Annotated in this window: 23 protein-coding genes and 2 pseudogenes; 18 read left to right on the plus strand and 7 right to left on the minus strand. The window is 50.4% G+C overall.

Annotated elements, in window-relative coordinates; translation table 11 throughout:
- The first annotated feature begins 10 nt into the window (after positions 1–10).
- From HV334_RS11795 to HV334_RS11825, 7 genes and pseudogenes are all read left to right on the plus strand, one after another.
- Positions 11–1,063, plus strand: coding sequence for a zinc-binding alcohol dehydrogenase (locus HV334_RS11795; protein WP_016153224.1), 1,053 nt, complete (start codon positions 11–13; stop codon positions 1,061–1,063).
- Between the two features lie 16 nt (positions 1,064–1,079).
- Positions 1,080–1,869, plus strand: a pseudogene (locus HV334_RS11800) (sugar phosphate isomerase/epimerase).
- A gap of 10 nt (positions 1,870–1,879) precedes the next feature.
- A complete protein-coding gene (locus HV334_RS11805) occupies positions 1,880–2,935 on the plus strand; it encodes a Gfo/Idh/MocA family oxidoreductase (protein WP_016156633.1) in 1,056 nt (351 codons plus the stop codon).
- On the plus strand, positions 2,932–5,208 hold the full coding sequence (locus HV334_RS11810) for a glycoside hydrolase family 65 protein (RefSeq protein WP_181221766.1): 2,277 nt from the start codon (positions 2,932–2,934) through the stop codon (positions 5,206–5,208). Before HV334_RS11805 ends, HV334_RS11810 begins: the two co-directional genes overlap by 4 nt.
- The gene (gene pgmB, locus HV334_RS11815; RefSeq protein ID WP_047500384.1) at positions 5,205–5,873 is read left to right on the plus strand and encodes a beta-phosphoglucomutase; all 669 of its coding nucleotides are present in this window, start codon (positions 5,205–5,207) and stop codon (positions 5,871–5,873) included. The genes HV334_RS11810 and pgmB overlap by 4 nt, the downstream gene beginning before the upstream one ends.
- Positions 5,874–5,883: 10 nt before the next feature.
- Complete coding sequence (locus tag HV334_RS11820) at positions 5,884–6,966, plus strand: ABC transporter ATP-binding protein (RefSeq protein WP_016153219.1); 1,083 nt, start codon at positions 5,884–5,886, stop codon at positions 6,964–6,966.
- 68 nt (positions 6,967–7,034) lie between these two features.
- A complete protein-coding gene (locus HV334_RS11825; RefSeq protein WP_181221768.1) occupies positions 7,035–7,949 on the plus strand; it encodes an OmpG family monomeric porin in 915 nt (304 codons plus the stop codon).
- A gap of 29 nt (positions 7,950–7,978) precedes the next feature.
- Here HV334_RS11825 and HV334_RS11830 read toward each other — a convergent pair whose 3' ends face one another.
- Positions 7,979–8,989 carry a LacI family DNA-binding transcriptional regulator gene (locus HV334_RS11830; RefSeq protein WP_181221769.1) on the minus strand — a complete coding sequence of 337 codons (1,011 nt, stop codon included), beginning with the start codon at positions 8,987–8,989 and terminating at the stop codon, positions 7,979–7,981.
- 228 nt (positions 8,990–9,217) lie between these two features.
- On the opposite strand from HV334_RS11830, the gene pspE reads away from it, so the two are divergent.
- From pspE to tyrR, 4 genes are all read left to right on the plus strand, one after another.
- Positions 9,218–9,535: a thiosulfate sulfurtransferase PspE gene (pspE, locus tag HV334_RS11835; RefSeq protein WP_016153216.1), complete on the plus strand. Its 318-nt coding sequence runs from the start codon at positions 9,218–9,220 to the stop codon at positions 9,533–9,535.
- 142 nt (positions 9,536–9,677) lie between these two features.
- A complete protein-coding gene (locus tag HV334_RS11840) occupies positions 9,678–11,075 on the plus strand; it encodes a YcjX family protein (protein ID WP_016153215.1) in 1,398 nt (465 codons plus the stop codon).
- Complete coding sequence (locus tag HV334_RS11845) at positions 11,072–12,133, plus strand: YcjF family protein (protein ID WP_047500386.1); 1,062 nt, start codon at positions 11,072–11,074, stop codon at positions 12,131–12,133. The genes HV334_RS11840 and HV334_RS11845 overlap by 4 nt, the downstream gene beginning before the upstream one ends.
- A 147-nt stretch (positions 12,134–12,280) precedes the next feature.
- The gene (gene tyrR / locus HV334_RS11850; RefSeq protein WP_016153213.1) at positions 12,281–13,825 is read left to right on the plus strand and encodes a transcriptional regulator TyrR; all 1,545 of its coding nucleotides are present in this window, start codon (positions 12,281–12,283) and stop codon (positions 13,823–13,825) included.
- A 720-nt stretch (positions 13,826–14,545) separates the two neighbouring features.
- Here the strand turns inward: tyrR and tpx are convergent.
- Positions 14,546–15,052 carry a thiol peroxidase gene (gene tpx / locus HV334_RS11855; RefSeq protein WP_016153212.1) on the minus strand — a complete coding sequence of 169 codons (507 nt, stop codon included), beginning with the start codon at positions 15,050–15,052 and terminating at the stop codon, positions 14,546–14,548.
- A 115-nt stretch (positions 15,053–15,167) separates the two neighbouring features.
- Between tpx and ycjG the strand changes: the two genes are divergently transcribed.
- The gene (ycjG, locus tag HV334_RS11860) at positions 15,168–16,133 is read left to right on the plus strand and encodes an L-Ala-D/L-Glu epimerase (protein WP_181221771.1); all 966 of its coding nucleotides are present in this window, start codon (positions 15,168–15,170) and stop codon (positions 16,131–16,133) included.
- Here the strand turns inward: ycjG and mpaA are convergent.
- The gene (gene mpaA, locus HV334_RS11865; protein ID WP_016153210.1) at positions 16,108–16,836 is read right to left on the minus strand and encodes a murein tripeptide amidase MpaA; all 729 of its coding nucleotides are present in this window, start codon (positions 16,834–16,836) and stop codon (positions 16,108–16,110) included. The genes ycjG and mpaA overlap by 26 nt on opposite strands.
- Before the next feature lie 184 nt (positions 16,837–17,020).
- On the opposite strand from mpaA, the gene mppA reads away from it, so the two are divergent.
- Positions 17,021–18,634: a murein tripeptide ABC transporter substrate-binding protein MppA gene (gene mppA, locus HV334_RS11870; protein ID WP_016153209.1), complete on the plus strand. Its 1,614-nt coding sequence runs from the start codon at positions 17,021–17,023 to the stop codon at positions 18,632–18,634.
- Positions 18,635–18,742: 108 nt separating this feature from the next.
- On the opposite strand, the gene HV334_RS11875 is transcribed toward mppA, so the two are convergent.
- Positions 18,743–19,513, minus strand: coding sequence for a DeoR/GlpR family DNA-binding transcription regulator (locus tag HV334_RS11875; protein ID WP_016153208.1), 771 nt, complete (start codon positions 19,511–19,513; stop codon positions 18,743–18,745).
- Between the two features lie 117 nt (positions 19,514–19,630).
- Here HV334_RS11875 and HV334_RS11880 point away from each other — a divergent pair, with 117 nt between their 5' ends.
- Both HV334_RS11880 and HV334_RS11885 read left to right on the plus strand, forming a co-directional pair.
- Positions 19,631–20,014, plus strand: a complete 384-nt coding sequence (locus tag HV334_RS11880) for a VOC family protein (protein ID WP_181221773.1) — start codon at positions 19,631–19,633, stop codon at positions 20,012–20,014.
- 216 nt (positions 20,015–20,230) lie between these two features.
- Positions 20,231–20,638 (plus strand): cupin domain-containing protein, encoded by a 408-nt coding sequence (locus HV334_RS11885; RefSeq protein WP_181221890.1) that lies wholly within the window; start codon positions 20,231–20,233, stop codon positions 20,636–20,638.
- 201 nt (positions 20,639–20,839) lie between these two features.
- On the opposite strand, the gene HV334_RS11890 is transcribed toward HV334_RS11885, so the two are convergent.
- A complete protein-coding gene (locus HV334_RS11890; protein ID WP_181221775.1) occupies positions 20,840–21,871 on the minus strand; it encodes a mechanosensitive ion channel family protein in 1,032 nt (343 codons plus the stop codon).
- Positions 21,872–22,114: 243 nt separating this feature from the next.
- Here HV334_RS11890 and HV334_RS11895 point away from each other — a divergent pair, with 243 nt between their 5' ends.
- On the plus strand, positions 22,115–22,375 hold the full coding sequence (locus HV334_RS11895; protein ID WP_003020403.1) for a DUF2534 family protein: 261 nt from the start codon (positions 22,115–22,117) through the stop codon (positions 22,373–22,375).
- A gap of 48 nt (positions 22,376–22,423) precedes the next feature.
- Here the strand turns inward: HV334_RS11895 and uspE are convergent, their stop codons facing one another.
- Positions 22,424–23,374, minus strand: coding sequence for a universal stress protein UspE (gene uspE / locus HV334_RS11900; protein ID WP_181221777.1), 951 nt, complete (start codon positions 23,372–23,374; stop codon positions 22,424–22,426).
- A gap of 137 nt (positions 23,375–23,511) precedes the next feature.
- Positions 23,512–23,896 (minus strand): annotated as a pseudogene (locus HV334_RS25295) (site-specific integrase); the annotation flags it as partial.
- 621 nt (positions 23,897–24,517) lie between these two features.
- On the opposite strand from HV334_RS25295, the gene HV334_RS11905 reads away from it, so the two are divergent.
- Positions 24,518–25,336, plus strand: a complete 819-nt coding sequence (locus HV334_RS11905) for an ETX/MTX2 family pore-forming toxin (RefSeq protein WP_181221778.1) — start codon at positions 24,518–24,520, stop codon at positions 25,334–25,336.
- 189 nt (positions 25,337–25,525) lie between these two features.
- Positions 25,526–25,984 carry an IS200/IS605 family transposase gene (gene tnpA, locus HV334_RS11910; protein WP_131381019.1) on the plus strand — a complete coding sequence of 153 codons (459 nt, stop codon included), beginning with the start codon at positions 25,526–25,528 and terminating at the stop codon, positions 25,982–25,984.
- Positions 25,985–26,408: the final 424 nt, after the last annotated feature.

Consider the following 26,408-nt stretch of genomic DNA (forward strand, 5'->3'; position numbering starts at 1 on the left):
GGAGTTGTAAATGAAGAAGTTAGTTGCCACAGAACCGCGTGTTGCGGCGCTGGTGGAATATGAAGACAGAGCTGTATCCGCCAATGAAGTGAAAGTTCGCGTTCGCTTTGGTGCACCAAAACATGGCACGGAAGTGGTCGATTTTCGCGCTGCCAGTCCGTTTATTGACGAAGATTTTAACGGCGAATGGCAAATGTTCATGCCGCGTCCGGAAGGGGCGCCGCGCGGGATTGAATTCGGCAAGTTCCAGCTTGGCAACATGGTGGTGGGCGATGTTATTGAGTGTGGCAGCGATGTGACCGAATACGCCGTTGGCGATTCAGTTTGCGGCTACGGCCCACTGGCAGAAACGGTTTTCTTTAATGCGGTAAACAACTACAAACTGCGCAAAATGCCGGAAGGTAGTTCGTGGAAAAATGCCGTGTGCTATGACCCGGCACAGTTCGCCATGAGTGGCGTGCGCGACGCCAATGTGCGCGTCGGCGACTTTGTTGTCATCGTCGGCTTAGGGGCGATTGGCCAGATTGCCGTCCAACTGGCTAAGAAAGCGGGAGCCTCGGTGGTCATTGGCGTGGATCCGATTGCTCATCGTTGCGATATCGCGCGTCGCCATGGCGCGGATTTCTGTCTGAATCCTATTGGCACCGATGTCGGCATGGAAATTAAGAAGCTGACCGGCAAGCAGGGCGCGGATGTGATTATCGAAACCAGCGGCTATGCGGATGCGTTGCAATCGGCGTTACGCGGTCTGGCCTATGGTGGAACCATCTCCTATGTCGCTTTCGCGAAACCTTTTGCTGAAGGCTTCAACCTGGGGCGTGAAGCGCACTTCAACAACGCCAAAATTGTCTTCTCTCGTGCCTGCAGTGAGCCAAATCCGGATTATCCGCGCTGGAGCCGCAAGCGTATTGAGGAGACCTGTTGGGAACTGTTGATGAACGGTTACCTGAACTGTGAAGAACTTATTGACCCGGTAGTGACGTTTGCCAGCAGCCCGGAAAGCTATATGCAGTATGTCGATCGCCATCCGGAAAAGAGCATCAAAATGGGCGTGACGTTTTAATTAAGGAATGCAGAAGATGAAAATTGGAACACAGAACCAGGCTTTTTTTTCCGGAAGATATTCTCGAGAAATTCCGTTACATCAAAGAGATGGGGTTTGACGGTTTTGAAATTGACGGCAAGCTGCTGGTTAACAACCTGGCAGAAGTGAAAGCAGCAATCAAAGAAACAGGCCTGCCCGTCACCACCGCCTGTGGAGGATATGACGGTTGGATCGGTGATTTTATCGAAGAGCGTCGTTTGAATGGCTTACAGCAGATTACCCGCATTCTCGAAGCGCTGGCCGAAGTCGGTGGGCAGGGCATTATTGTACCCGCTGCATGGGGCATGTTTACCTTCCGCTTACCGCCGATGACCTCTCCGCGCAGCCTGGCGGGCGATCGTAAAGCAGTAAGTGATTCATTGATTTATCTCGATAAAGTTGCCGAGCGTACGGGGACGGTGGTGTATCTGGAGCCGCTTAATCGCTATCAGGATCATATGATCAACACCCTGGCGGATGCCCGTCGCTATATCGTGGAAAACAACCTGAAGCATGTGCAAATCATTGGTGATTTTTACCATATGAATATCGAAGAAGACGATATGGCTCAGGCGCTGCATGACAATCGCGATCTGCTGGGACACGTCCATATTGCGGATAACCACCGTTATCAGCCGGGGAGCGGTACGCTGGATTTCACTGCGCTGTTTGACCAGTTGCGTGAAGATAATTATCAGGGTTACGTCGTGTACGAAGGACGTGTACGGGCAGAGAACCTGCCGGAAGCGTACCGTCAGTCACTGGCCTGGCTGCGTACCTGCTAAGAGGATTTCTGTGAAAAGTGCACTGACAAGCTCTCCGCTACGCATCGCCATTATCGGCGCCGGGCAGGTGGCGGATAAAGTTCATGCTTCGTACTACTGCACCCGCAACGATCTGGAACTGGTGGCTGTCTGTGACAGCCGCCTGTCACAGGCGCAGGCGTTGGCAGAGAAATACGGCAATCCGCAGGTTTGGGACGATCCTCAGACGATGCTACGCGAGGCTAAGCCAGATATCGTCAGCATCTGTTCACCCAATCGTTTTCATTATGAACACACCATGTTGGCGCTGAACGCCGGATGCCATGTGATGTGTGAGAAACCTCCGGCGATGACGCCAGCCGAGGCGCTGGAAATGTGTAACACAGCGCGTCGAATGGGGAAAGTTCTGGCTTATGATTTTCATCATCGTTTCGCACTGGATACGCAGTTGCTTCGTGAGCAGGTGATGGCCGGCGTGCTGGGTGAAATCTATGTCACCAATGTCCGCGCTTTGCGCCGCTGCGGCGTGCCCGGCTGGGGGGTATTTACCAACAAAGAACTGCAGGGCGGCGGGCCGCTGATTGATCTCGGCATCCATATGCTTGATGCCGCCATGTATGTGCTGGGGTTTCCGGCAGTAAAGCGTGTTAACGCACACAGTTATCAACGCATTGGCACGCGTAAAAACAGCGGCCAGTTTGGGAAATGGGATCCCGAGACGTATACCGTGGAGGATTCTTTGTTCGGGACGATTGAATTTCATAACGGCGGTATCCTGCGACTGGAAACCTCTTTCGCGCTGAATATCCCGGAACAATCGATTATGAACGTAAATTTCTGCGGCGATCTGGCAGGGGCGACGTTATTCCCAGCCCAGGTTTATACCGATCGTGAGGGTACGCTTGACGTACTGCTTCAGCGTGAAATGGCCGATGACAATCGACATTATCGCAGCATGGAAGCTTTTGTGAATCATGTCCAGGGCGAGCCTGTCACTATTGCTGACGCAGAGCAAGGCGTCGTTATTCAACAACTGGTTGCCGCACTGTATCAATCGGCTGAAACAGGGACCTACGTAGACTTATGACGAGGCCAGTAATGCTAACTGAACCGGCTTTTTGCCCACACAACCCGAATAAATATGCGTCCCTCATGACGACCGGTAACGGTTATATTGGGATTCGCGCCAGCCACGAGGAAGCCTACACCTTACAAACTCGCGGCATGTACCTTGCAGGACTGTATCACCGGGCAGGGAAAGGCGAGATTAATGAACTGGTTAATCTGCCTGATGTGGTGGGGGTGGAGATTTCACTCAATGGTGAGATTTTCTCGCTCACCAGCGGCGTTATCGAAAGCTGGCAACGTGAACTGGATTTTGCCAGTGGGGAATTACGCCGTGCGCTTACCTGGCGTGCGTCTGGCGGGGCGCGTTTTGCCATTGAGAGCCGGCGATTTGTCTCGGCACAAAAACTGCCGCTGTTTGCTATGGAAGTTGTCGTCACGCCACTGGATGGCGATGCCAGCATTGGTATCTCGACCGGAATTGACGCCACGATGACCAATCATGGTCGTCAGCATTTGGATGAAACGCAGGTCCGGGTCTTTGGCCAGCATCTTATGCAAGGGATTTACACCACCCAGGACAACCGCAATGATATTGCTATCACCACGTATTGCGATGTAGACGGTGCAGCGCAGCGCTGCTTCACCGCGAAAGAACGTCGGCTGTTACAACACAACAGCGTGCAGGCGAAAGCCGGACAGCGCGTCACGCTGACAAAAATTAGCTGGGTAGACTGGGCGAGCGAACGCAGCCTGTCGCTTGAGACCTGGGGACGCCAGTCGCTGCGCAACCTGGAAGTATGCGCGCAGCAAGGCTATGACGTTCTGCTTGCTGAGTCGGCTGCTAACTGGCATGCCTGGTGGCAAAATCGTCGCGTTCAGGTCACCAGCACTGATGCCAGCGATCAGCGAGCGCTGGACTATGCGCTCTATCATCTGCGTGTGATGACTCCTGACCACGATGAGCGCAGCAGTATTGCTGCCAAAGGTTTGACGGGGGAAGGGTATAAAGGCCACATATTCTGGGATACCGAGGTCTTTCTGTTACCGTTTCATCTCTTTACCGAGCCGAAAACCGCGAGAAGTTTGTTGCGTTACCGCTGGCATAATCTGTCGGGGGCGCGTGAGAAAGCCCGCCGTAACGGTTGGCAGGGAGCGCTTTTTCCTTGGGAAAGCGCTCGCAGCGGTGATGAGGAAACGCCTGAATTTGCGGCGATCAACATCCGTACCGGACTGCGTCAGAAAGTGGCCTCCGCGCAGGCTGAACATCACCTCGTGGCGGATATTGCCTGGGCGGTAATCAATTACTGGCATGCCTCAGGGGATCTAAACTTCATGTCCCGTGAGGGAATGACGTTGCTGCTGGAAACGGCGAAGTTCTGGATCAGCAGGGCGGTCATGGTTAATGATCGTTTAGAGATCCACGATGTGATTGGCCCGGATGAATACACTGAGCATGTGAACAACAACGCGTTCACCAACTACATGGCCTGGTACAACGTGGAACAGGCGCTGGGTTTTGCCCGTCGGTTGGGCTGCGGTGATGAGACGTTTATTCACCGCGCAGAGTATTTTTTACAGCATCTCTGGCGACCGGAAGTTCAGCCCGATGGCGTGCTACCTCAGGACGATACCTTCCTGAGCAAACCGGCTATCGATCTGTCACAGTACAAAGCCAAAGCGGGCAAGCAGACGATTTTGCTCGATTTCTCCCGTGCAGAAGTCAATGAGATGCAAATTCTCAAACAGGCCGATGTGGTGATGCTGACCTACATGTTACCGGAGCAATTTTGCCCGCAAACCTGTCTGGCAAACCTGCGCTTTTACGAGCCGCGCACAATTCATGACTCCTCGTTGAGTAAAGCGATCCACGGGATTGTGGCAGCGCGTTGCGGTGATCCGGCACAGGCCTATCGGTTCTGGCGTGAAGGGTCGCTTATCGATCTCGGGGAGGACCCACATAGCTGCGATGACGGCATTCATGCTGCGGCAACGGGCGCCATCTGGCTGGGCGCAATCCAGGGATTTGCCGGCGTGAATATTCGCCACGGGGAGTTACACCTTGCTCCTGCCTTACCGGCTCATTGGCAAACGCTGTCTTTCCCGCTGCGCTGGCAGGGCATCGATATGCAGGTAATCATTAATGCGGCTGAAATCCGTATTAACAGTACTGAGCAGATTGTCCTTTGGGTCAATGGTGAAAAGGTCTCCGTGCAGGGGGAAACCGTTATCCGCAATGACGCCATTATTTCGCCCACTTATGGGACCGCTACCACAGAAAGGGGCGATGAATGATACTCAAACCACAGGCCATCATTTTTGATTTGGATGGCGTGATTACCGATACCGCGCATCTACATTTTCTGGCCTGGCGGCAGGTAGCCGATGAAATAGGGATTGCGATCGACGAAGCATTTAATGACAGCCTGAAAGGGATTAGTCGCGGCGAATCACTACAGCGTATTTTGCACCATGGTGGGAAGGCGGGGGCGTTTTCTCCCGAGGCCTGCGCACAATTGGCCGAGAGAAAAAACAGACTGTATGTCCATTCTTTGCGCCAGCTGACGGTTAACTCGGTATTACCGGGAATACGTGAGCTGTTGATGACGTTGCGGGAAGAACGGATTCCGGTGGGGTTGGCCTCTGTGTCGCGCAATGCCCCGGCTATTTTACAAGCGCTTAATCTTAGCTCTTGCTTTGATTTTTGTGCGGATGCGGCATTGATCACCCGCTCGAAACCGGATCCGGAAATTTTCCTGGCAGCCTGCGCGGGTCTTGGCGTTGACCCGCAACAATGTATTGGCATAGAAGATGCACAAGCGGGAATTGATGCAATCAACGCCTGCGGCATGCTTTCTGTCGGCATCGGTAAAGGGCTGAATGGGGCAGACTTGCTGCTTCCGGCAACCGAATTTCTGACGTGGCCGTGCTTATCGGCTTTCTGGCAACACGACAAGTAAAGGATTCAACATGGCACAGCTTTCGTTGCAACACATTCAAAAAATTTACGACAACCAGGTACACGTCGTTAAAGACTTCAATCTGGAAATTGAAGATAAAGAGTTTATTGTTTTTGTTGGACCTTCCGGCTGCGGGAAGTCAACTACGTTACGCATGATCGCCGGTCTGGAGGAGATCAGCGGCGGCGATCTGCTGATTGACGGTAAACGGATGAACGATGTGCCGGCGAAATCACGCAACATTGCGATGGTTTTTCAGAACTACGCGTTGTACCCACACATGACCGTCTATGACAACATGGCGTTTGGTCTGAAAATGCAGAAAATTGCGCCTGCTGTGATTGAGGAGCGCGTCAACTGGGCGGCGCAGATCCTTGGTCTGCGCGATTATCTGCAGCGTAAACCCGGCGCGTTATCCGGTGGTCAGCGTCAGCGTGTGGCGCTGGGGCGTGCGATTGTACGTGAAGCGGGGGTCTTCCTGATGGATGAACCCTTATCGAATCTCGATGCCAAACTTCGCGTTCAGATGCGGGCTGAAATTAGCAAACTGCATCAGAAACTCAATACCACCATGATCTATGTTACCCACGATCAAACCGAAGCCATGACTATGGCGACGCGTATTGTGATTATGAAGGATGGCATTGTTCAGCAGGTTGGTGCGCCGAAAACGGTTTATAACCACCCGGCTAATATGTTTGTCGCCGGATTTATTGGTTCACCGGCCATGAACTTTATTCGTGGCGCGATTGATGGTGATAAGTTTGTTACTGAAACACTGAAATTAACGATTCCACAAAATAAATTAGCACAATTAAAAGCGCAGGGTTATGAACATCAGGCGGTCACTCTGGGAATTCGTCCTGAAGATATACACCCGCAGCTTAATAATGAAAATAGTATATCGGCAAAAATTAGCGTTGCAGAATTAACCGGCGCTGAATTTATGCTTTATACCATTGTTGGGGGGCATGAGTTGGTGGTCCGTGCTGGGGCTGTGAATGATTATCATGCAGGAGAAAATATCACTATTCATTTTGATATGGCGAAATGCCATTTCTTTGATGCTGAAACTGAAGTGGCTATTCAATAAAATTCCGGGGGGATAAATCCCCCCCAAGCCTTGGGGCATTTTTGCGAGTATTTTAACAAGGAATAATAATGAAAACCCTACTGTCCGCTACTGCGCTGATTATGAGTGCAGGAATGGCCTGCGCGCAGGCTGCTGAAAATAATGACTGGCACTTTAACATTGGTGCTATGTACGAAATAGAAAACGTTGAAGGTCAGGGCGAAGATATGGATGGACTGGCTGAGCCGTCCGTCTATTTCAACGCCTCTAATGGACCGTGGAAAATATCGCTGGCTTATTATCAGGAAGGACCGGTTGATTACAGCGATGGTAAGCGTGGTACCTGGTTTGATCGCCCAGAACTGGAAGTCCGCTATCAATTCCTGGAAAGTGAAGATGTTAATTTCGGTTTGACCGGTGGCTTCCGTAATTACGGTTATCACTATGTCAATGAACCAGGAAACGACACCGCTAATATGCAGCGCTGGAAAGTTCAGCCGGACTGGGATGTTAAACTGACCGACGACCTGCGCTTTAGCGGTTGGCTGTCGATGTATCAATTCGTTAATGATTTGAATACTTTGAATACTACTGGCTACTCCGATAGTCGTGTCGAAAGCGAGACCGGTCTGAATTACAGGTTTAACGAAACGGTGGGCTTAACGGTCAACTATTACCTTGAACGCGGCTTTAATCTGGCTGATTCGCGCAATAATGGTGAGTTCTCAACCCAGGAAATTCGTGCATATTTACCGTTGTCTTTAGGCAATACCACCCTGACGCCGTATACCCGTCTGGGGCTTGATCGCTGGTCAAACTGGGACTGGCGAGATGATCCGGAACGTGAAGGCCATAATTTCAATCGTCTCGGTTTACTGTATGCATATGATTTCCAGAATGGTTTATCAATGTCACTGGAGTATGCCTATGAGTGGGAAGATCACGACGAAGGCGAAAGCGACAGATTCCATTATGCTGGTATAGGCGTGAACTACGCATTCTAAAATATACTGGGGCATTTATGCCCCAGTTTTTACACCAGTGAGTCGGCCAGCGATATTTGCGTGCTCACCGTGATATTTTGTAATCCTTTCTCGCCCGCAATCAGGTTAAATAATAAATTACAGCTTTGTTCACCCAACTGCTGGGTAGGCACATCAATTCCCCCTGGAACGGGCGTGAGCATAAAAGACAACAGCTCATTACTGTAGCCCACAACGGCAAGTTGTTGTGGGATGGTTATATTTTTCTCAGCCGCCACGCGATATAAGCTCATTAATTTCAAGCTGTCGGTGGCAAATACGGCATCGGGTAACGGCTGCTGACTCAGTAATTTTCGTGAAGCAAGCAGGGCTGTTTCATGGGTATAGCCCCCGTCAACAATCCATTCATCGCGCATTTTAATGTTATGCGCCAGAAGGCTGGCTTTATATCCGTTAACGCGATCGATAGAAACATGAACATCAAGCGGCGCGTGCAAACAGGCTATATTACGGTGTCCACTCTCAATCAGCGCATCAGTTAGCGTAATGCTGTCGCGATAATTATCTGTGTCTACAGAATAGACATTGGCGTAGTCGCCTTCAACCTTTCCAATAACCACGACCGGTACGTTGTATTTATCCAGCCTCGCAAAAAAAGATTCATCGGCGGGAGAGCTCAGCATAATGATACCTTTGATCAATTTCTGCTTAATTTTGCTCTCACATTTTTGTAAATCATCTTCAGTGCTTCGCGACGTCTGTAATATGACATCAAAACCGACCTCTTCAGCCTTGGCAGTAATAGCATGCAGCACTTCAGAGAAAAACGGATTACCGGCGGTTGTTTTTGCTGAACGGGTAGATATCACCATTATTGCATCAAACCCGGAAGAGGTGAGTGCGCGAGCAAGTTTATTGGGCTGGTACTGTAACTCATCAATAGCACGCAGCACTTTTTCAAGCGCTTCCGGCGAGATATTGGTTTGCTTATTAAGCACGCGCGATACCGTGGATTTTGATACGCCAGCGGCTCGTGCAATATCATAAATGGTAGGAGACATAGATCCCAAGCTCCGTCCGAGAGTCAATGGCGAACATATTATGGAGTTAATTGGCGAATGACAACAATATCGGAATGCGGGCAGAAAAATCAAAAAACTAACCGCAGTATGCGCAACCAGAGGAAGTCTCGTCCACGGGTGCAGAGGGTGATAATGCGATCGCAATATTTTCTTAAGAACTGGCGTATAGTGTGTTGGTTAAATCCAACCATCAGTCAGGAAGATATTATGTTGAAAAAAGGCGTATTAGCGTTGGCACTGGTCATCGGCATGCCGGTTTTTGCAGCCGAGCACTGGATTGATGTTCGCGTTCCTGAACAGTATCAACAGCAGCATATTCAGGGAGCGGTCAACATTCCATTAAAAGAGATGAAGGCGCGTATCGCTGCTGAAGTTCCTGATAAGACCGACACCGTGAAGCTTTACTGCAACTCCGGGCGTCAATCGGGGCAGGCGAAGGATATGTTGACGGAAATGGGCTACACGCAGGTGACCAACGAAGGTGGCATCAATCAGATAGCGCTTCCTAAAGTAGAGAATCAATAAACCGCCCGCTTTCCTTCTGCTCCAGGCGGTAAGAATAATGCCGCCTGTTACAGCTCAGGTAGTTGATAAGTAAGAATTGACCCCTATCTTTACTTCCTGTTTGTTATAATTTCTTCGGTTCCTTCAGCAAAACGGGATGGCGATGAAGCGACTTAAAAATGAACTCAATTCGCTGGTTAATCGCGGCGTAGACCGGCATTTGCGCCTGGCTGTCACCGGACTTAGCCGTAGCGGTAAGACGGCGTTTATCACCGCGATGGTAAACCAGTTACTCAATATTCATGCCGGTGCGCGTCTGCCGTTGCTCAGTTGCGTGCGCGAAGAGCGTCTGCTCGGCGTTAAACGGGTTCCACAACGCGATTTTGGTATTCCGCGTTTTACCTATGATGAGGGACTGGCGCAGCTGTATGGCTCTCCGCCGACCTGGCCGACACCTACGCGCGGTGTGAGTGAAATACGCCTCGCGCTGCGCTACAAATCCAATGATTCTTTACTGCGCCACTTTAAAGACACCTCCACGCTGTACCTGGAAATCGTCGATTATCCGGGGGAGTGGCTGCTCGATTTACCGATGCTGGCCCAGGATTATCTCAGCTGGTCGCGGCAAATGACCGGATTATTACAGGGACAGCGGGGCGAATGGTCGGCAAGATGGCGGCAGTTATGCCAGGGGTTGGATCCGCTGGCGCCTGCTGATGAAAACCGTCTGGCGGAAATCGCTGCCGCCTGGACGGAGTATCTGCACCAGTGCAAGCAGCAGGGACTGCATTTTATTCAGCCGGGCCGTTTTGTTCTGCCCGGAGATATGGCGGGCGCGCCTGCGCTGCAGTTCTTCCCGTGGCCGGACGTTGATGCCTGGGGGGAATCGAAGCTGGCGCAGGCAGACAAACACACCAATGCGGGCATGCTACGCGACAGGTTTAATTATTACTGTGAAAAAGTCGTGAAGGGATTTTATAAGAATCACTTCCTGCGCTTTGACCGTCAGATTGTGCTGGTCGATTGTCTGCAACCGCTCAACAGCGGGCCACAGGCGTTTAACGACATGCGTCTGGCGCTCACCCAACTGATGCAAAGCTTCCATTACGGACAGCGTACGCTGTTTCGTCGGCTGTTTTCTCCGGTTATCGACAAACTGCTGTTTGCCGCCACCAAAGCCGACCATGTAACGGTCGATCAGCACGCCAATATGGTGTCGTTATTGCAGCAGTTGATCCAGGACGCCTGGCAAAACGCTGCGTTCGAAGGTATCAGCATGGATTGTCTGGGATTGGCATCAGTACAGGCAACCACCAGCGGCCTGATCGATGTGAAAGGCGAAAAGATCCCGGCGCTGCGTGGTCATCGTCTGAGCGATGGTGAACCGCTAACCGTTTATCCGGGGGAAGTGCCCGCGCGTTTACCTGGACAAGCATTCTGGGACAGTCAGGGCTTTCAGTTTGAGGCGTTTCGCCCGCAGGTTATGGATGTCGATAAACCCTTACCGCATATTCGTCTTGATGCCGCGATGGAGTTTTTAATAGGAGATAAATTGCGATGAGCGAGCCGTTAAAACCGCGTATCGATTTCTCAGGTCCGCTGGACGTGGAACAAAACGCGGCGTTTAAAGCGCAGCAGATGTTCAACGAAACGGAGGCGCAGACTTTTTCTCCGGCGACAGTGGATGAACCTCTGCAAGACGAAGGTCAGGCAGAAGCCGTCATTGATGCGGCCCTACGCCCCAAACGCAGTTTGTGGCGCAAAATGGTGATGGGCGGGTTGGCGCTGTTTGGCGCGAGCGTTGTCGCTCAGGGCGTACAATGGACCATGAACGCCTGGCAGACTCAGGACTGGGTAGCGCTGGGAGGATGTGCCGCTGGCGCATTGATTATCGGCGCAGGTGTCGGATCGGTCGCGACCGAGTGGCGTCGGCTATGGCGTTTGCGCCAGCGTGCGCACGAGCGTGATGAAGCGCGAGATCTGCTCCACAGCCATGGAACCGGAAAAGGTCGTGCATTTTGTGAAAAGCTGGCGCAGCAGGCGGGTATCGATCAGTCCCATCCGGCGCTACAGCGCTGGTATGCCTCAATTCATGAAACGCAGAACGATCGCGAAGTCGTCAGCCTGTATGCCCATGTTGTGCAGCCGGTGCTGGACGCGCAGGCCCGACGTGAGATTAGCCGTTCAGCGGCGGAGTCCACGCTGATGATTGCCGTCAGTCCGCTGGCATTGGTGGATATGGCGTTTATTGCCTGGCGAAACCTGCGGCTGATTAATCGCATCGCCTCGCTGTATGGCATTGAACTCGGTTATTACAGCCGCCTGCGTTTGTTCCGCCTGGTGCTGCTAAATATCGCTTTTGCCGGGGCCAGTGAGCTGGTGCGGGAAGTGGGAATGGACTGGATGTCGCAGGATTTAGCCGCTCGCTTATCGACGCGTGCCGCGCAGGGTATTGGCGCGGGATTATTAACGGCGCGTCTGGGTATTAAAGCCATGGAACTTTGCCGACCGCTGCCGTGGATCGATGACGATAAGCCACGACTGGGCGATTTTCGCCGTCAACTGATTGGTCAGGTGAAAGAAACCTTACAAAAGAACAAATCTCCGCGCGAAAGTTAGCTAAAAATTGGGCGCCAGTCGTTTAACTTTACGTCCCGGCGCCTGATTTTCCAGCGAGCTGTCAATATTTGTTGACAGAGTTCTTCCTGCAAACCCAATACTGTCTTATCATTTAATACATAATCCCTTGTCCAGGTGAAGGTTCCTATGCGTTTGGAAGTCTTTTGTGAAGACCGACTTGGTCTGACCCGCGAACTGCTCGATTTACTGGTGCTGAGAAGCATTGATTTACGCGGTATCGAGATTGACCCCATCGGGCGAATTTACCTCAATTTTGCGGAACTGGAGTTCACCAACTTCAGTAGCCTGATGGCTGAAATCCGCCGTATTTCAGGGGTTACGGATGTGCGTACCGTGCCCTGGATGCCTTCCGAACGAGAACATCTTGCGTTGAGTGCGCTGCTTGAGGCGTTACCAGAACCGGTCCTTTCTCTGGATATGAAAAGCAAAATCGAGATGGCGAACCCTGCGAGCTGCCAGCTTTTCGCGCACACTCAGGATCGGATGCGCAATCATACCGCCGCCCAGTTAATCAATGGGTTTAACTTCCAGCGCTGGCTCGAAAGCAATCCGCAGGATTCTCATAGCGAGCATGTCGTAATTAACGGACAGAACTTCCTGATGGAGATTACGCCTGTCCATTTGCAGGGTGAAAATCAAGAGCAGATGCTGACCGGTGCTGTTGTCATGCTGCGCTCCACCATCCGGATGGGGCGTCAGCTGCAAAATATGACTACGCAGGATCTGAGCGCGTTTAGCCAGATTATTGCCGTCAGCGCCAAAATGAAACACGTAGTGGAACAGGCGCGTAAGCTGGCGACTCTGAGTGCGCCGCTGCTGATTACTGGTAATACCGGCACCGGCAAAGATCTCTTTGCCCATGCCTGCCACCTGGCAAGCCCGCGTGCGTCGAAGCCGTATCTGGCGCTGAACTGCGCGTCAATTCCTGAGGATGCGGTCGAAAGTGAGCTGTTTGGCCATGCCCCGGAAGGCAAAAAAGGCTTCTTTGAGCAGGCGAATGGCGGCTCGGTTCTGTTAGATGAAATTGGTGAAATGTCGCCGCGTATGCAGACCAAATTGCTGCGTTTTCTCAATGACGGCACGTTCCGCCGCGTGGGAGAAGATCACGAAGTTCATGTTGATGTCCGCGTGATTTGCGCGACGCAAAAGAACCTTGTGGAAATGGTGCAGAAAGGGCTTTTCCGTGAAGATCTCTATTATCGTCTGAATGTACTGACGCTAAATCTGCCGCCGCTACGCGATTGCCCGCAGGATATTATGCCGCTTACCGAACTGTTTGTGGCGCGCTTCGCCGACGAGCAGGGCGTGCCGCGTCCGAAGCTGTCTGCCGATCTCAGCACGGTGTTAACCCGCTACGGTTGGCCGGGCAACGTGCGTCAGCTTAAAAATGCCATCTACCGGGCGCTGACCCAGCTTGAAGGCTATGAGCTGCGGCCGCAGGATATTTTACTGCCGGATTACGATGCGGCAACGGTTGCGGTCGGAGAAGAGGTGATGGAAGGATCGCTGGATGAAATTACCAGCCGCTTTGAACGCTCTGTGCTGACGCAGCTTTATATGAATTATCCCAGCACGCGCAAACTGGCCAAGCGCCTCGGCGTTTCGCACACCGCGATTGCCAACAAATTGCGTGAATACGGCCTGAGCCAGCAGAAAAAAAGCGAAGAGTAACGCGGTAAATGAAAATGCCTCCTGGCCGGAGTAATGCTTGTCAGTTAAGCATTATGGAGAACATGTGATTTCGGCTCAGGGTTCCGTTCACCTCAGTGGTATCACTTTTCTGAAGCGCAGATATCTGTGAACGTGCAAGGGAGGCTCACCGCCGCCTCTCTTGCAACCCAGGCTCCCGGCGGGAAAATCGTCGCTGTGCGATTCATTCGTCTTATGCCGTCTGCCTGTCGGGGCCGGGCCTGCGTCCCTGCAGGCCGCCCCCTCTGCCCGCATCCCTGCGGGCAGACCCGGTCAGCCGTCAACGCCTCATCGATTTTCAGCCGGACCGGGGTCATCGCTGCTGCGCACTGACTTCCAGTTAAATCTGTTTTGCTGTTCAGATATATTCCAATAAAAGTGCAGGAGGTCAGGTGTGGGCTGGTCCGGCTGAAAATTGCCGACGTGTTTCCGTAAGGCCGGGAGAACCCGCAGGGATGCGGGTTCAGGGCGCGTTTTGCAGGGATGCTACCTCGCGCCCGGCCCGGTAGCCTGGAGGAATAAACGGAGGGAACCGCGGAGCGGCAATTTTCCAGCCGGGAGCCGGGATTGTTAAGGGTACGGCGATAGTACCCTTAACGCGTTCACAGGTTGTATTGCCTCAGAGAAGTGACAAACATAAGGTGAACGTAGCAATACGCCGGAGGCAACAGATTCATTACCTCCGTATGTGCAAGACGTGGCTTAAGCTTTCAGTACGTCCAGCGCAGCAGTGTAGTCTGGCTCGTTGGTGATTTCATTGACCAGTTGGCTGAAAACGACGTTGTCATTTTCATCAATAACGACCACGGCACGTGCGGCCAGACCTTTCAGTGGGCCTTCAGCGATTTCTACGCCGTAGTTTTTCAGAAATTCTGCGTTGCGCAGGGTGGACAGCGTGATAACGTTGCTCAGACCTTCCGCGCCGCAAAAACGTGAATGGGCGAATGGCAGGTCGGCCGAAATGCACAGTACGACGGTATTGTCGATTTCTGTCGCCAGTTGGTTAAACTTACGTACCGATGCCGCACAAACGCCGGTATCGATGCTTGGGAAAATATTCAGCACTTTGCGCTTGCCTGCGAACTGGCCCAGCGTAACGTCAGACAGGTCTTTAGCCACAAGGGTAAAAGCCTGAGCTTTGCTTCCAGCCTGAGGAATTGAGCCGGCAACTGTAACCGGGTTGCCCTGGAAATGAACGGTTTGTGACATGGTTATCTTCCTGTTTACATATAGTTAACGTCGAGGCTAGTTTATGCCATCAGCAGTTAACACGGCAAACGCTATTTGCGGATATCCGCTTCAGGGACTGCATTAAGGAAAGCAAATGAGAACAGTTAAGGTGTATGAGGAAGCCTGGCCGCTGCACACTCCCTTTGTTATTGCCCGTGGGAGCAGAACCGAAGCGCATGTGGTAGTGGTTGAAGTGGCAGAAAACGGCGTCACGGGTATCGCCGAGTGCACACCGTATCCGCGCTATGGTGAAAGCGATGCCTCAGTGCTGGCGCAAATTATGAGCATTGCCCCACAACTGGAAAATGGACTGACGCGTGAAGAGCTGCAAAAGCTGCTGCCAGCGGGAGCCGCGCGTAATGCTGTGGACTGCGCGTTGTGGGATCTGAGTGCGCGTCAACAGCAATTGTCACTGGCAGAGTTGGTGGGAAGTGAGCTGGCGGAAGTGGTGACGACGGCGCAAACCGTGGTGATTGGCACGCCGGAACAAATGGCGGTGAGTGCGGCTGCACTGTGGGAAAATGGCGCGAAACTGCTAAAAGTTAAACTGGATGCGCGCTTGATTAGCGAGCGGATGGTTGCTATTCGTGCCGCAGTCCCTGATGCAACGATTATTGTCGACGCCAATGAATCCTGGCGGGCAGAAGGTCTGGCGGCGCGCTGCCAGCTGCTGGCTGATTTAGGGGTGGCGATGCTGGAGCAGCCGCTGCCAGCGCAGGACGATGCCGCATTGGAAAATTTTGTGCATCCGCTGCCGATCTGCGCAGATGAAAGCTGCCACACCCGCAGCAGCCTGAAAGCGCTGCACGGGCGCTATGAAATGGTCAATATCAAACTGGATAAAACAGGCGGCCTGACGGAGGCGCTGGCGCTGGCAACCGAAGCCCGCGAGCAGGGATTTACGCTAATGCTGGGCTGCATGTTGTGTACTTCCCGGGCGATTGGCGCGGCGTTACCCCTTACGCCGCAGGTTAAATTTGCCGATCTTGATGGCCCGACCTGGCTTGCCAGCGACGCGGAGCCGGCCCTGCATTTTACGACCGGACAACTTCATCTCTAGGGTGCCAGCGCAGGAGATTGGACATGGCCAGCAGGTATTTCTCGCTCGCTTCATCTGAAGAGATGGGCGGAAATTCGGCGGTTATACAGTGTAAGTTCAGGTCTGCGCACCAGCTTCCAAATGAGCCGGGCGTTTCATAACCTACGCTGGTGACGAGGGGTAATTCAAACGACTGCGCCAGCCACGCGCCTAATTCGCTGCGTCTGGGATCTTCAATACAGGCCAGCGGATCGTGAAAAGAGACCACCCACGCAGGATGAATTCGGTGAATAAGCTGGCACAGCGCCTGGGTTTCTGGTTCTGAGCCCGGATTTTCGCCGGTCAACAACACCACATCGCGTTCTTCTGCGCTGCTGTTCCAGCGATACACCGTTTCACCCGCTTTCCAGTTGGCAGCGGGAAAGTTACGGTTTAGATCCACTCCGTTCGCATTTGCGCGCAGCCCGAGCTGGCAACCGTCAGGGTTAACCGCCAGCACCACATGGTGACGACGTAAGGAAGGATTAAGCGTACGCAATGCGCAGGAAAGGGTGACAACCGATGCGTTTTCGTCGCCGTGCGTTCCTGCCAGTATTAGACCGCTTTCACGATCGGCCGCCATTGCGGGAAACCAGATTAGCGGCGCGCCTAATAATGAACGTCCGTAATGTTCGGTTCCAGGTGGGAATGCGCCGCGCTCGGCACGGGGTCGGGTAACGGTCATAGTCATCTCTGAATGCGTGGATTGTTACTCGCAGTGTTGTGCAAAATGTATGGATAATCAAATCGTTTTCACACACTTATCTTTTCAGATGTAATATTATTTCCTTGTCGAAAGTTAATTGCATTTCCTGCTGGCGATACAAATAATTACACATTCACTTAGTAGCCGGAATTGAGGGTATTTTATGCAGCATTCTGTTTCAGTAACCTGTTGTGCGCTATTGGTAAGCAGCATTTCATTATCCTGGGCTGCTGATGTTCCCAGCGGAACGGTACTGGCAGAAAAGCAAGAACTGGTGCGTCATATCAAAGACGAACCGGCGTCATTGGATCCGGCAAAGGCCGTCGGGCTTCCTGAAATTCAGGTTATTCGTGATTTATTTGAAGGGCTGGTCAACCAGAATGAGAAGGGCGAGATTGTGCCCGGTGTTGCCACTCAGTGGAAAAGTAACGATAACCGTATCTGGACGTTTACGCTGCGCGACAATGCGCAATGGGCAGATGGTACGCCGGTAACGGCGCAGGATTTTGTCTATAGCTGGCAGCGTCTGGTTGACCCGAAAACGCTGTCGCCGTTTGCCTGGTTTGCTGCGCTGGCGGGTATTAACAACGCGCAGGCGATCATCGATGGAAAAGCCTCGCCAGATAAGCTCGGCGTTAGCGCGATCGATGCGCGTACATTGAAGGTCCAACTGGATAAACCTCTGCCATGGTTTGCCAATCTGACGGCGAGTTTTGCTTTCTATCCGGTACAAAAAGCTAACGTTGAGAGCGGTAAAGATTGGACCAAACCGGGCAATCTAATTGGTAACGGCGCCTATGTGCTCAAAGATCGTGTGGTGAACGAAAAACTGGACGTTGTGCCGAACACGCATTATTGGGACAACGCCAAAACGGTGCTGCAAAAAGTCACCTTCCTGCCTATTAACCAGGAATCGGCAGCGACCAAGCGCTATCTTGCTGGTGATATCGATATTACCGAGTCTTTCCCGAAAAACATGTATCAGAAACTGTTGAAGGACATCCCGGGCCAGGTTTATACCCCGCCGCAGCTTGGCACTTACTACTATGCCTTTAATACCCAGAAGGGACCGACTGCCGACTCACGCGTGCGCCTGGCGCTCAGCATGACTATCGATCGTCGCCTGATGGCGGAGAAAGTTCTGGGTACCGGCGAAAAGCCCGCATGGCATTTTACGCCGGATGTAACGGCAGGGTTTGTGCCGGAACCTTCACCGTTTGAGCAAATGAGTCAGGAAGAGCTGAACGCGCAGGCGAAAACGCTGCTGCGTGCGGCGGGCTATGGTCCACAGAAACCACTTAAACTGACGTTGCTGTATAACACCTCTGAAAATCATCAGAAGATTGCTATTGCTGTCGCGTCTATGTGGAAGAAAAATCTCGGCGTTGACGTGAAACTGCAAAACCAGGAGTGGAAAACTTATATCGATAGCCGCAATACCGGCAATTTTGATGTGATCCGCGCCTCGTGGGTGGGCGATTACAATGAACCATCTACGTTCCTGTCGCTATTAACATCAACCCATACGGGCAATATCTCCCGCTTTAATAATCCGGCGTACGATAAAGTGTTGACCCAGGCAACCCTGGAGAATACGCAGAAAGCGCGCAATGCTGATTATAACGCCGCGGAGAACATTCTGATGGAACAGGCTCCCATTGCGCCGATTTATCAGTACACCAACGGGCGTTTAATTAAACCGTGGCTGAAAGGGTATCCGATTACTAACCCTGAAGATGTGGCTTATAGCCGCACAATGTATATTGTGAAGCACTGATATAGCTGGCCTGTTCGGGACGTTGCATTGGCGATTTCCCGAACAGGCAAGGCTGTGGGGAAGGTGAGTCATGAAAGCAATGGAAAAGGTATCACCCAATAGAATGGGTTACACTGTATAAATACGAATGTCGTGCGCCTGAAACGCCGTGGCATACTCTTTGCTGATATTTTCCTCGACGACAATTACATCGATATTGCTGCTTTCGGTAACGACATAACGGGCGACGGCCGGGATCTTTTCAGCCGTCAGCGCGACAATGGTTTCATTACACTGTTTGATCACCGCTTTTTTGAACTCACAATCCGCGTAATCAAATCCGGTTAAGCCGGATTCAGGCGACATCGCGCAGCCGCCAATAAATCCCTGATCGAATAAAATGCCCTGCACCTGCGAGATAGCGGTGGCACCCACGCACCCTCCAGAAGATCGTTGCACCGTGCCGCCCAGCATAATGACATCAAACAGTGGTTTTTTTAGTAAAACGGCGGCAATCTCCGGGGAATTTGTTACCACGGTTAACGCCAGCTCGGCGGGTAGGGCTTCAGCCATCGCCAGATTAGTACTGCCCGTGTCGATAAAAATGCAGCTTCCGGATTTGACCATCCGGGCGCATCTCTGCGCGATGTTGCTCTTTTTCGCCACATTAATACTCTTGCGCACGGTGATGTCTTCGGATTCAGGGAGTGCAATGACTGCGCCGCCATAGACTTTTTTACACACGCCATCTTTACTCAGTTCATGCAGATCGCGACGGATTGTATGTTCCGAAACGCCTAACCTACTGGCGAGTTCGGAACAGATGACTCTGCCGTTTTCCTGCAAGATCTGATAGATAAGCGCCTGGCGCTGTTCAGGGAATGCTGCGTAATCGAGCATCAATACTCCAGTGAAATAAACATCGAGCAATAACAAGCATAATTGTGCATTATGGTTCACGATGTCAACATCCCTTTAGGGAACCTATTGTTTGGATACAACAAGAAGAGGTTAGCTATGAAGGTTGCGCATATGGCGTTATGGACACGGGATCTTGAGCAACAAGCTCAATTCTGGGTCACGTTTTTTGACGCAAAAATCAACGAAAAATACTGCAGTAAAACCAATCCAGGATTTGAATCCTATTTTGTCAAAATTGGTGAGGATATCGCGATTGAGTTAATGACTAAGCCTGGACTGACAAACCATGCTCCCGACAATAACACCTCAGGCTGGGTGCATCTCGCCATTTCAGTTGGCGGCAGTGAAAACGTTGATGCCATGGCGATGCGTGCAAAAGAACAGGGGATATTAGTTTCTGACCCGCGCACCACCGGTGATGGCTATTACGAAGCGGTGATACGCGATCCTGACGGCAATTTGATTGAAATTGTGGCCTAAGGCTTCACGCCATCTCCAGTAGAAATGTTGTACCTGTTACCGACTATTGATGAGCATGATTCATAAGGTTGTCCTTCTTTTCACCTCTAATCACCCGCCTGTCGAGTCTCTATAATTTTTATAGTTTTCAGCATCCGGTGGCGCGTGCTGCCACCGTTTTGGAGAGTCTAAATGCAAAATCAACGGAATACCGTCTCCAGCGCCGGCGCGGAGATTATGAATCAACAATTTGATGGTAACAGCGTCTTTCCTCGCGGAGAGAAAAATGAAGCGTATGCGAAATATTTCACTGGCGACAGCTATCTGACCATGCTCTCCATGGAAGGCGTGGTCATTGGTAACGTAGCATTTGAGCCGGGCTGTCGTAACTTCTGGCATATCCATCATCAAGGGGGACAAATCTTGCTGGTGACCGGCGGCAGAGGCTGGTATCAGGCGTGGAATCAACCGGCGCGTGAACTGAAAACTGGTGATGTCGTACACATCCCGGCGGGAATGAAACACTGGCACGGCGCCGCGCGTGATAGCTGGTTTGCCCATATCGCTGTGGAAATCCCGGCCGCTGGCGCATCGAACGAGTGGCTTGAACCGGTAAACGACGCTGAGTACAACCTGCTCCCCTGAGCTGTGCGGGGCACGCGTTCTGCAGGTAAAGAATCCGATGCCCGAAGTGAATCAGTTTGACCTGATTATTGATACAGTCCCGTATCTACATGACCTGAATCCGTATATTCCAACGCTGGCGCTGGTACTGCTTTGTCATTGATATTGCCTCATTGAAATAAGTGCAGAAAAAAGACGCGGATATCCGCGCCTTTTCTTTTGTTAATGTGTCGATGGCGATGCTTCAGGATTATCCATATACAGCGTCTGGCTGGGGAACGCAAAGTCGGCGTCGTTTGCCTTGACTATCGAAATAATCTTTAAATAAACGTCCTGCTGTACCGCAAGCCATTTCTCCCACACTGTGGTTTTCGTGAAGCAATACACCATGATATTCAGCGATGAATCGGCGAATTCATTAAAATAAACCAGCAGGGTTTGTTTCTGGTCTATTCCCGGATGGTTTTGCAGCATTTCTCTGACCGACTCGACAACGGCACTGACTTTATCAGCATCTTCATATCGTAACCCGATCACCGTTTTGATGCGGCGATTCGTCATCCTTCCTGGGTTTTCTACGCTGATAGAGGAGAAAATCGAGTTTGGGACATATAACGGACGATGATCGAAGGTGTTTATTTTGGTCATTCGCCAGCCGATTTCCGTAACTGTACCTTCAATATTGCGGTCCGGGGAGCGGATCCAGTCGCCGATGCTAAAGGGTCTGTCGAAGTAGAGCATAATCCCTGAGAAAAAGTTGCTCAGAATGTCTTTGCCTGCCATACCTACAGCGATACCGCCGATGCCGCCGAAGGTTAACAGGCCGGATAAGCTCATTCCGAAATGTTCGCCATACAGCAAAATGATGGCAACCACGATGGTAATCTTGATGATTCGCGACAGGATCCTCGCGCTGGTGATATCTCTGCCTTTATTAATCTGCGTCTTTTCAAACTGATTAATTACCAGAAAAAGTTTGATGGTAAGGATCAGCGCAATCAACGAGGTGCAGATAAAGTCGACCACGCTGGAGGAGATAAATTTCAGGCTGTAATTTTCGATAACGTTATTAGCAATACTGCCTAACGTCCCGATGATAATGGCATAGACAAAAAATTGCGCGGCATGAAATATAAATCCTTTGCAGCGACGCTCTCCACGATGATACCAGACGCTCATCAGAACCAGCGCGGCACAGCAGCTGAGAATTACCGTCAAATTAAACGCATTATTTATAAACAGTTCAGCGATCATGATTCTTCCAACAGCTCCGTGGTAGTGAAATATCTTCTGATATCCTAATCCTCGAATATTTTACTCAGTTCTGGCGGTCAGATCATTAATCCATAGGGGAGATATATAATGCAATTAGCGCTATTTTCGGCGAAATAGCGCTGGTATCGACCCTGAAAGCGGTTTATGTAGCAGACAGTCAGTTGATGTCATGGTATTGTTAGCGCAAAGTAACAAGGTTTTCATCTGCAAAAGGACAGTACTATGATCATGGCTAAGCTGAAGACAGCGAAGGGACGGAAGTTTCTGTTGTGCCTGCTTGGGGTGTTTATTATCGCAGCGTCGGTCGTGACGCGAGCGACGATCGGTGGTGTGATTGAACAGTATGACATTCCGCTATCCGACTGGACCGCTTCAATGTACGCCATTCAATCGGCAATGATTTGTGTCTACAGCATGGTGTTTACGATTCTGTTGGCTATCCCGCTGGGAATCTATTTCCTCGGCGGCGAGGAGCAACACTAAGCGTTTGTTATGCCGGATGAGATCGCCATCCGGCATTGAGTTGTGTGGTTAATCGTCTTCTTCATCATCCAGTTCAACTGGTGTCTGATATTCATCCGGCTTGATGACCAGCAGGTCGCAGCGTAGGTGATCGATAACCTGTTCAGCGGTGTTACCAAGAAACGCGGCAGAAATACCGGTACGACCGACGGTACCCAGTACCACAATACCCGCCTGCAAGTGCTCGGCTAAATCAGGAATGACCTCTTCAGGCAATCCTTTTTCAACGTGCGTCACTTTCTCATCGATACTGAATTTCTGGCGCAACGCCTTCATGGCCAGCAGATGCTGTCCACGGATCGCGTCGTTATAAACGCTGGGGTCAAACTCAGGTAGTTCAATTGCGATATTGATTGGCGTAACAGGGTAGGCGCCAACCAGATGCACTTCAGTATGGTTAACCTGTTCTGCTAGTTGCAGCGTCTCTTTGACCAGTTTTTCATTGAGCGCGTTGTGATAAGGCTCTTCACTGGCGAGGTTCACCGCAACCAGCGCTTTACTCTCTTCAGGCCATGGCTGGTCTTTAACCATCCATACCGGGCTTGGACATTTGCGCAATAAATGCCAGTCGGTAGGCGTGAAAATTACGGCTTCGAGGCGGTCGTGTTGGTGTGCCATTTTGAGGACCAGGTCATGCTGAGCGCTAATGACTTCCTGGATGATGGCTTCAAAGGGACGGTTGTGCCATACCACTTTAATTTCAAGAGGGATCCCTGCTTCGATGTAGTATTTTGCTTGTTCACGGATCCATGCTGTTCGCTGGCTGATGACCCCCTGACGCATTGCCGTACGCTCATCGGGCGACAGCAGGGTAGTCATCTCGTAGGAAAAGTCATAGATTGGCAAAAAGGCTTTAATTTTGCCACCAATCCGTTGATGCAAATAAACAGCTCGCCGTAATGCTGGTTGATCGTCCTGGTTTGGATCGATGACGACCAGCATATTTTTATACATAGCCATACAGGGTCTCCTTACAACTGCCATCGCAGTTTGTAATTAAAAGAGTAACCCAATAATGTGGATTGAAACAGGGGAGAACCTCCTGCCAGATCAATAAATCGGGAAAATCTATAGATTTCGTTCACATCTCGCTAAAACTAAACGACTTTTCTCATTATTTGTGCCCCTTTGGGAACCCCTGGGGGCAACGCTGTCGGCATGCGGTTATTTAGCATACTGATCTGATCCTGGTTCATATCACCAATCCATTTTGAATAGACTTCGTAAACCATACGCGCATCTTCGTGTCCCATCTGACTGGCAATAAACGAAGGATTTGCCCCAGCGGAGAGTTCGCAGCAGGCATAAGTGTGTCGGGACTGATAGGCGTGCCGGTTTCATCTATGAGCGAGCCTGATGCCACGGCGCCATCCATAAGAAATCGATGCTTTACAAAAATAGCCGTTCTTTTTTGGAGTTAGATCTTGGGACAAAAACAAACCTGATTGCCTGCTGCTCAGTTTTCCCGTGCTTTCTGTGATGCATGCTGAATGTTCTCTATGAGGGTACTGCCACCCACGAGCCCCTGAAGGGTATTAATGCCGGATTTTATGGTGATGAAGGATGCTGCGGATACCTCAAGCGCCTTAGATTCAGTAAATAGATTTCAGTAAATAGATCGTATAACTCTTTGAACGTTGTTATCCGCTTCGTACAGCTAAACTTACTGAGTGCCTTTGTTTACATGGTTCAACAAAGTACGAGTCACGGAGGCTGTCTAAAGACTCACCGGGAGGCACCCGGCACCATACTCCATTAGCCCCGACTCCTCTGCTGAGGCTTTTTCATTCATATTGTATGTTTTCTGCTTATTTTTATTCCCAACTATTACTGTCACTCAGAGTGCCAGATATGAAAGAAATTATTTACAGCACTATGCTAATAAAGCATCGACCATTTCAGGATAACTGCGCTGGGCGGATTATTCACCTATGTCGCAATAGATAATATATCCATAATTATAATAAGTGTGATTTTAATGATTCATTTTTAATATAAAATATTTTTGTTGATATTTGTCAATATTCAATATTGTAGTGAGAGTATTAATAATGATGGCAATGCGTTAATAAATGAAATTTCTTGGTGCATGGAGGGAGTAATATGCTAGATAAAAAATCATGGGTGTATCCGGTATATAAAGTTGTTTATGACTCTTACAGGCGCGAAGTCGGAATGACAAATGAAGACTCGTTTATGGCACAAATACGCCCAATAGGTGTGAATGACTTATCAGTTCAGGAAAAGGGAAGGCCGGAAATTACAAATGGCAAAATGGAACTGATGGGCTGTGCAACTCTTCGGAATGATACAAATGAACCTCAAGTACTGACTTCAGGAGAGTTTGAGAAGGAAATTACTAGCTCATGGTCAACTACAGCCACAGACACAAGAACTTTTGGCGGGGAGTTAGAGTATAAGGCTTGCATAGGGCCAAGGTGGTTTCGTTCTGAAATTAGAGTGGAATTTCATCTTGAGTTTAGCCATTCTGAAGCAAAAACCCGGTCAGGTTCTGAGACACTGAGATATAAATTACCGGGACAATCTATTACTGTCCCGCCCCGAAGTGTTCGTTATATATCTTGTTATTTAGTCAAAGGGAATGCAGTGGGTGCAGTTGATTTATTAGTTAAAACTGAAGGTGCATACAGATCGAGTGGTGTTAACTGGAAAGGCGAAAAAATATCTAAAAATGGCTCGATTTATAATATTATTGATGAAATGAGCAAGGTTAGTGAATACCCAAAATTTAAATTAATACCGACTGAAAAGAAAGTTCAGTTTGTTGGTACTGCTCAATATACAATTGATGCTGCGTTTGAAGTATCAGTTCAGGTAACTGATACTCCACCGAATATGGGTGAGAGTAACGATGGTGTTCTGGAAGAATACCGTGTAATACCAGAAATCTTAGCTAGTTAGACGTGTCTTAACCAATTAAGCCTACCTGCGTGGTGGGCTTTTTCTTGTGCACAGAAAACCCCCAGCTAGGCTGGGGGTTCCGGAAAGCTTTCAGCTTTGGGCCAGTTATTAAAACCCCTTTTGATTTGTTAAAACACATTGCGGTCTGGCAACTGCAAATGTTTAACAAGAAATCAAAAGGGGGTCCCAATGGGGGACGAAAAGAGCTTAGCGCACACCCGATGGAACTGTAAATATCACATAGTTTTTGCGCCCAAATACCGAAGACAAGCATTCTACGGGGAGAAACGCAGGGCGATAGGCAGCATTTTAAGAAAGCTGTGTGAGTGGAAAAACGTGCGGATCCTGGAAGCGGAATGCTGTGCGGATCATATCCATATGCTTGTGGAAATCCCACCCAAAATGAGCGTATCCGGCTTTATGGGGTATCTGAAAGGGAAAAGCAGTCTGATGCTGTATGAACAGTTTGGGGATATGAAATTCAAGTACAGGAATAGAGAGTTCTGGTGCCGGGGATACTACGTAGATACGGTGGGTAAGAACACGGTGAAGATACAGGAATACATAAAGCACCAGCTTGCAGAAGATAAAATGGGTGAGCAGTTATCGATCGCTTATCCGGGTAGCCCGTTTACGGGCCGTAAGTAACGAAGTCTGATGCAAATGTCAGATCGTATGCGCCTGTTAGGGCGCGGCTGGTAACAGAGCCTTATAGGCGCATCCGAAAAACCTCCGGCTATGCCGGAGGATATTTATTCCGAAAATCCCTTAGTTAACCATCAACTTTCGAGCTTGATCGTTAAACCCAATCTGCGGGATTTTCAGAAAAGCCCGTAAAGTAAATTGAATCCATGGCTTTCGTAATTGATGAATTTCTAAATGGATGTTAAGTACGTTATGCCATTGGGATGGCCATAACAGATAGCTGAGAGGGATTGTTAGGGCAAATTTGGGTCTCAGGGGCAGGTTTTGGGGCAAAAAAATAGCCGCTATTGTCAGAACCCACTGTTCTGTATGTGTATGAAATACAGGTAAATCATTGAAACAGGAGAAAACCTCCTGCCAGATCAAT

The sequence above is a fragment of the Citrobacter sp. RHBSTW-00944 genome (genome assembly GCF_013615435.1).
GTDB classification, from domain to species: domain Bacteria; phylum Pseudomonadota; class Gammaproteobacteria; order Enterobacterales; family Enterobacteriaceae; genus Citrobacter; species Citrobacter braakii.